8 protein-coding genes are annotated in these 5,011 nt (G+C 45.3%); 4 read left to right on the top strand and 4 right to left on the bottom strand.

Going from position 1 to position 5,011, the window contains the following annotated elements; translation table 11 throughout:
• Nucleotides 1-31: 31 nt before the first annotated feature.
• Nucleotides 32-1,660, top strand: coding sequence for a peptide chain release factor 3 (locus B7Y67_RS10650; RefSeq protein ID WP_293598623.1), 1,629 nt, complete (start codon nt 32-34; stop codon nt 1,658-1,660).
• 2 nt (nt 1,661-1,662) lie between these two features.
• Here the strand turns inward: B7Y67_RS10650 and B7Y67_RS10645 are convergent, their stop codons facing one another.
• Nucleotides 1,663-1,911, bottom strand: a complete 249-nt coding sequence (locus B7Y67_RS10645; protein ID WP_293598622.1) for a hypothetical protein — start codon at nt 1,909-1,911, stop codon at nt 1,663-1,665.
• A 45-nt stretch (nt 1,912-1,956) separates the two neighbouring features.
• Nucleotides 1,957-2,181 carry a DUF2798 domain-containing protein gene (locus tag B7Y67_RS10640; protein ID WP_293598621.1) on the bottom strand — a complete coding sequence of 75 codons (225 nt, stop codon included), beginning with the start codon at nt 2,179-2,181 and terminating at the stop codon, nt 1,957-1,959.
• A gap of 129 nt (nt 2,182-2,310) precedes the next feature.
• Between B7Y67_RS10640 and B7Y67_RS10635 the strand changes: the two genes are divergently transcribed.
• The 3 genes from B7Y67_RS10635 to B7Y67_RS10625 are packed head-to-tail and all read left to right on the top strand — an operon-like array spanning nt 2,311 to nt 3,751.
• Complete coding sequence (locus tag B7Y67_RS10635; protein WP_293598620.1) at nt 2,311-2,517, top strand: hypothetical protein; 207 nt, start codon at nt 2,311-2,313, stop codon at nt 2,515-2,517.
• Between the two features lie 60 nt (nt 2,518-2,577).
• A complete protein-coding gene (locus tag B7Y67_RS10630; RefSeq protein WP_293598619.1) occupies nt 2,578-3,084 on the top strand; it encodes an MOSC domain-containing protein in 507 nt (168 codons plus the stop codon).
• Between the two features lie 19 nt (nt 3,085-3,103).
• The gene (locus tag B7Y67_RS10625) at nt 3,104-3,751 is read left to right on the top strand and encodes a histidine phosphatase family protein (RefSeq protein ID WP_293598618.1); all 648 of its coding nucleotides are present in this window, start codon (nt 3,104-3,106) and stop codon (nt 3,749-3,751) included.
• 45 nt (nt 3,752-3,796) lie between these two features.
• Here B7Y67_RS10625 and B7Y67_RS10620 read toward each other — a convergent pair whose 3' ends face one another.
• Together B7Y67_RS10620 and B7Y67_RS10615 are read right to left on the bottom strand one after the other, a co-directional pair.
• Nucleotides 3,797-4,036 (bottom strand): hypothetical protein, encoded by a 240-nt coding sequence (locus B7Y67_RS10620; RefSeq protein ID WP_293598617.1) that lies wholly within the window; start codon nt 4,034-4,036, stop codon nt 3,797-3,799.
• 73 nt (nt 4,037-4,109) lie between these two features.
• Nucleotides 4,110-4,862 (bottom strand): transporter substrate-binding domain-containing protein, encoded by a 753-nt coding sequence (locus B7Y67_RS10615; RefSeq protein WP_293598616.1) that lies wholly within the window; start codon nt 4,860-4,862, stop codon nt 4,110-4,112.
• Nucleotides 4,863-5,011: the final 149 nt, after the last annotated feature.

Here is a 5,011-nt window from a genome sequence, read left to right as displayed (position 1 = left end):
TTCTGTCAATTAGATTAAGCGCAGAATTACCATCGATACCATCACCTCCAGCACTCCCGGCGCAGAAGTTTTAAGACGCCGTAGCTTTGCCATCATCTCTCACCCAGATGCTGGCAAGACCACGCTCACTGAAAAACTCTTGTTATACGCAGGCGCAATTCAGATTGCTGGTAGCGTCAAGGCCCGCAAAGCTAGTCGCCACGCAACCTCGGACTGGATGGAAATTGAAAAACAACGTGGTATTTCCGTAGCCAGCTCGGTAATGCAAATGGAGTATCGCGATTGCATTATTAATCTTTTGGATACCCCGGGACACCAAGACTTCTCTGAAGATACCTATCGCGTATTGACCGCTGTAGACTCCGCACTCATGGTGATTGATGCTGCCAACGGTGTCGAGTCACAAACCTTACGCTTACTGGAAGTCTGTCGCGCACGCAACACACCAATTGTCACTTTCATCAATAAGATGGATCGTGAAGTAAAACCACCCATGGAGTTGATGGATGAGATTGAAACTGCGCTCGGCATTGAGGTAGTTCCTTTTACTTGGCCAGTAGGCATGGGTAAATCATTTGCCGGCGTAATTGATATTGCCAACTCTCAAATACGTATGTTCAAGGCCGGCGAAGATCGTGTCACTGAAAATTCTCATGCGATTGTTGATATCAACAATCCGGCATTAAAAGAGCGCTTAGGCACTGATCTTGAAAATGCGCTTGCCGAAGTAGATCTCATTAAAAATGCAATGCCTGCTTTTAATAAAGAAGCCTTTTTGGCGGGCCGTCAGTCGCCGGTATTCTTTGGCTCAGCCATTAATAATTTTGGTGTACGTGAAATTCTCAATACCTTAGTTGAGCTTGCACCGTCACCAGGCTCACGCAAAGCCTTACAACGAGAGGTTAGCCCTGCGGAAAATAAATTCTCTGCAGTGGTATTTAAGATCCAAGCCAACATGGATCCGGCTCACCGAGATCGTGTTGCCTTCTTGCGTATTTGCTCGGGACACTTTCAACGCGGTATGAAGCTGAAGATTTGTCGCAATGGCAAAGAAGTGCGCACCAACAATGCACTGTCCTTCTTGTCACAACGCCGCGACATTTTGGATGAAGCCTTCCCTGGCGACATTATTGGATTACCAAACCATGGACTTCTTCGTCTGGGCGATACGCTCACCGAAGGAGAGCAACTGCAATTTACAGGCTTGCCATTTTTTGCGCCTGAGATTTTCCGCATGGTGGAGTCTGCCGATCCATTGCGCTCGAAACAATTACGCACAGGCTTGATGCAGCTTGGCGAAGAAGGCGCAATTCAGGTATTCCGCCCCATGACGGGTGGCACTATGCTGCTCGGTGCATTTGGACAGCTGCAGTTTGAAGTAGTAAGCCATCGCCTGCAAACTGAATATGGTGCAGAGGTACGCTTACTACCTGCGCGCTATAACTTAGCTCGCTGGGTCAGCTCAGATGACCCTGTAGCACTCAAGAAATTCATTCAAGAAAATATTCACCGCATGGCGGAGGATGTTGTGGGAGCCTCAGTATTTTTGGCTAGCCATAAATCCGAATTAGATGTTGCTCAACAACGCTGGGAATCCATTCAGTTCCATGCGTTGCGAGAGCATGCAGGCCTTATCTACCAATCTGACCTCGCTGGTTAAATCTAGCGTGGGCTTGATTGTGGCCAATTGCAATCAAATACTGCAACCAGCTGAGTATCGCTCTTTCTAAAAGAGGCAGTCTTGCCATATTGAGCGCAATACGCATTAGCCTTTGGCGTGAGCGATGCAACAGATTCGCCATCACTATTTAAAAAAGTGACATGATTCGAGTCTGAGGCATCGGTATAAACCGCAGCGCAAGCACTCAAACCAACAATGCCTAGTAACAAAATATATTTAAGATGCTTCATATCAATCCTCTTATTTAGTATGCGCCTTAAGGCATCTTAAATCGCCTATAGTACAAACTTCGAAACTAAGCGGGCAGTGAGCTTGCTAGCAAACGGCCGATAAATCAAAATACAAATCATTGCCACTGGGTAGGCAACTGCCCAAACCTCCAGCCACACCCAAAAAAAATTCTGCACAAAACCTACGCGCACTAAAGTAGTGGCCAAAGTAATGCTCAATGACATGAGTCCGCCCATGATTGCAGAAAAAATAAGATTAGGAATATTCATCATCATCTGATCATAGCGCCTTGACTGCTTAGCTGTTATTCTGATTTGTGATCACTATTCCGCGCCCTACTTAGGGGAGTCTACTGAGCAATCTCAGAGGTTCATCATTTCAAGACTCTAGGAAAAAATATGGCTGTTGGCCAAAATCAAAGAAATAGAAAAAACGATCCCATGGTTAGTAAAACCGGCAAAGCCAAATTGGGCCCACTAACTGTCACTCAACTTAGTAAATTACTTGAATCTAGCACTAAGCCTAAAGAGAAGGCAAAGATTCAAAGGGCTCTCAATAAGCGCCCTCCAGCACCAGCATCTATCGCTGAGCCTGTCGCAGCCTAAGCACTTAGCACTAAGCCCCGAAATTTCCGGGGCTTTTTTCTTATGTAATATGCTCTCATCATGAAAGCATCTCCACAAATTCACGCCATCTATATTGCCTCCCAAGCAGGTGAATCTATGACGCAGCTTACGCAGGCTGAGATTGTTGCAGGCGAGGGCATTGTGGGTGATCGCTATGCCTTGGGTATAGGTGCATTCTCAAAAACGAAGCCTAAGATCCGTCATGTTTCTCTCGTTGCACTTTCTGCTATCGAGAGCGCAAATAACGAGCTACTTGCAAAGCAGCAAGTAGTTTTTGATCCAGGCGACACTCGCAGAAATATTACGATCAGCGGCATTTCTGAGGATGAGCTCAATGGGCTAGTTGGCAAGACCTTCTATTTAGGGGGTCTTACTTTTAAAGGTACAGAATTATGCGAGCCTTGTCAGCGACCAGCCAACTTACTAAAAAGACCAGATTTTATGAACGCATTTGAAGGTCGTGGCGGCCTTAGAGCCGAAGCCCTCGAATCTGGATACCTCACCCTGGGAAGCGCTCTTCTTTTCTCAGCTCCCGAAGAAAATTAATTCAACTTTGCATTTAAATATGTCTACAACAACACTCTGCCTTATTCGCCATGGCGAAACCGACTGGAATGCCGAAAGACGCTTACAAGGGCATACCGACATTCCCCTTAATACCAAGGGCGCACTACAGGCGCGCCAAATGGCCCAGGCCCTTAAAGATATAAAACTCTCGTTTGACGTCCTTTACACCAGCGATCTTAAAAGAGCAGCTGATACCGCAAGCGCTGTCGTTGAATTATTTGGAGGTGAGCCACAGGTTGATAGCGCTTTAAGGGAGCGTCATTTTGGCGCCCTTCAAGGGCTCTCAATTGGCGAGGCGCCATCACTACAGCCTGATATCTGGCAGGCTCACATTACCCGCGACCTAGAGCATGATCTTGGTGGTGGCGAAAGCATTCAACAATTTGCAGTACGCGTTCAAAATGCTCTAAACAAAATTCAAGAGTGTCATGCTGGTAAAACAATTTTGCTGGTTAGCCATGGTGGCACGCTTGACATGATGTATCGCATTGCAAGCAAACAATCTTTAAGCGCTGAAAGAGTCGCTTCCGTACCCAATGCCTCATTAAATTGGATTACTCATAGCCAGGCTAATGGCTGGGAAGTAAAGCAATGGGCAGATACTCGCCACCTTGAGGGTCCCGCCTTAGAAAACGTGGACCTCTAAATAAAAAAGTCACCCGAAGGTGACTTTTGAGTTTTCAGAAAAGTTTTACTTTCTGATGTGCGCGTGACGGGCTGCATCTTGTGACATACCCTCACCCTTTGGTTTGCCTTCAAGCGCCTCTTTTTCAGCAGTAATTTCTTTGCGACGCTCTTTACAAGAACCAGCAATCTCTTGCAAAGCTTTACGTGCTCTTGCAGCAGAAGCTTTGATTCCTCTTCCGTGGAACTTTTCGTTCTCTGATTGGTATGTTTCGAAAGCGGCAATTAACTTGTCATGATGGGACATATTTTTCCTTATGAATAATTGAAATAATCGGCTTAAGGAGCACTTTAACCCAATATATGCAAATCACTCTAATTTATTGAATCCAGCGATCAATAATCTCTTTTAACTTTTCTGGGCCCAACTCGGCAAGATAGAGATTAAAGTCATCCCGCAACTTAGAGCCTTTTTTGAAGGCAAAGCCCAGATTATCAAACCCAACGACTTGGTAGCTACTGCTAACTGGAAGATTTAAAGACTTTTGATAGTTAACCAACATAACGTTGTCCACAAATACCAAGTCCACATTACCATTTTGCAAGGCAAGCAAGGCCTCCGTGGGCGACGGATATAGCTTTACTTGCTCTGCTGAGTAATAGCCTTTTGGCTGCAATACAGTCTTCACATAATCATCAAACACACTACCCGTCGGATAAGCAATGCTGTATTTTTTTAGTTGAGATAAATCAGTAATTTTAATATTGCGATTCTTTAATCCAATCAACTGCCATGTGCTGGTGAAATACGGATTTGAAAAATCCATCACTTCTTTCCGCTTATCTGTAATGGAGATTCCTGAGAATGCAACATCAGCCTGCCCACTAGTGACGGCACCCAACATCCCCAACCAATCATAGGCAGTCGTTTTAAATGTGCAAGCGCGTGACTTGCAGTAGCCCTCAAATATCTCCAAGTCTATGCCCGTATATTTACCGTCTTTTTCAAACAGCATCGGAGGGATGGCGGGGGACACGGCAACCTTAATGACATTATCCTGTTCCTCTTTGGAGCATCCACTAACTATGCTTAAGGTGACGCATAGGACTAAAAGTAGGCGAGCAAGTCTCATTGTGTACTCAGGATTAAATTAGATAATTGATCTTATCAAGAATTGAATATAAAAAGCCACCCGTATGAACTGACCCCCAAAAGTTGGACCTTATGTCCAACCAAGGGGGTTTTGTTTTATGAGCAAGTACAGTAAGCAGTTCAAGCTAA

The organism is Polynucleobacter sp. 35-46-11, from assembly GCF_002281105.1.
Note: the sequence above shows the minus strand (reverse complement) of the source record. Positions and strands in the feature narration are given on the sequence as shown.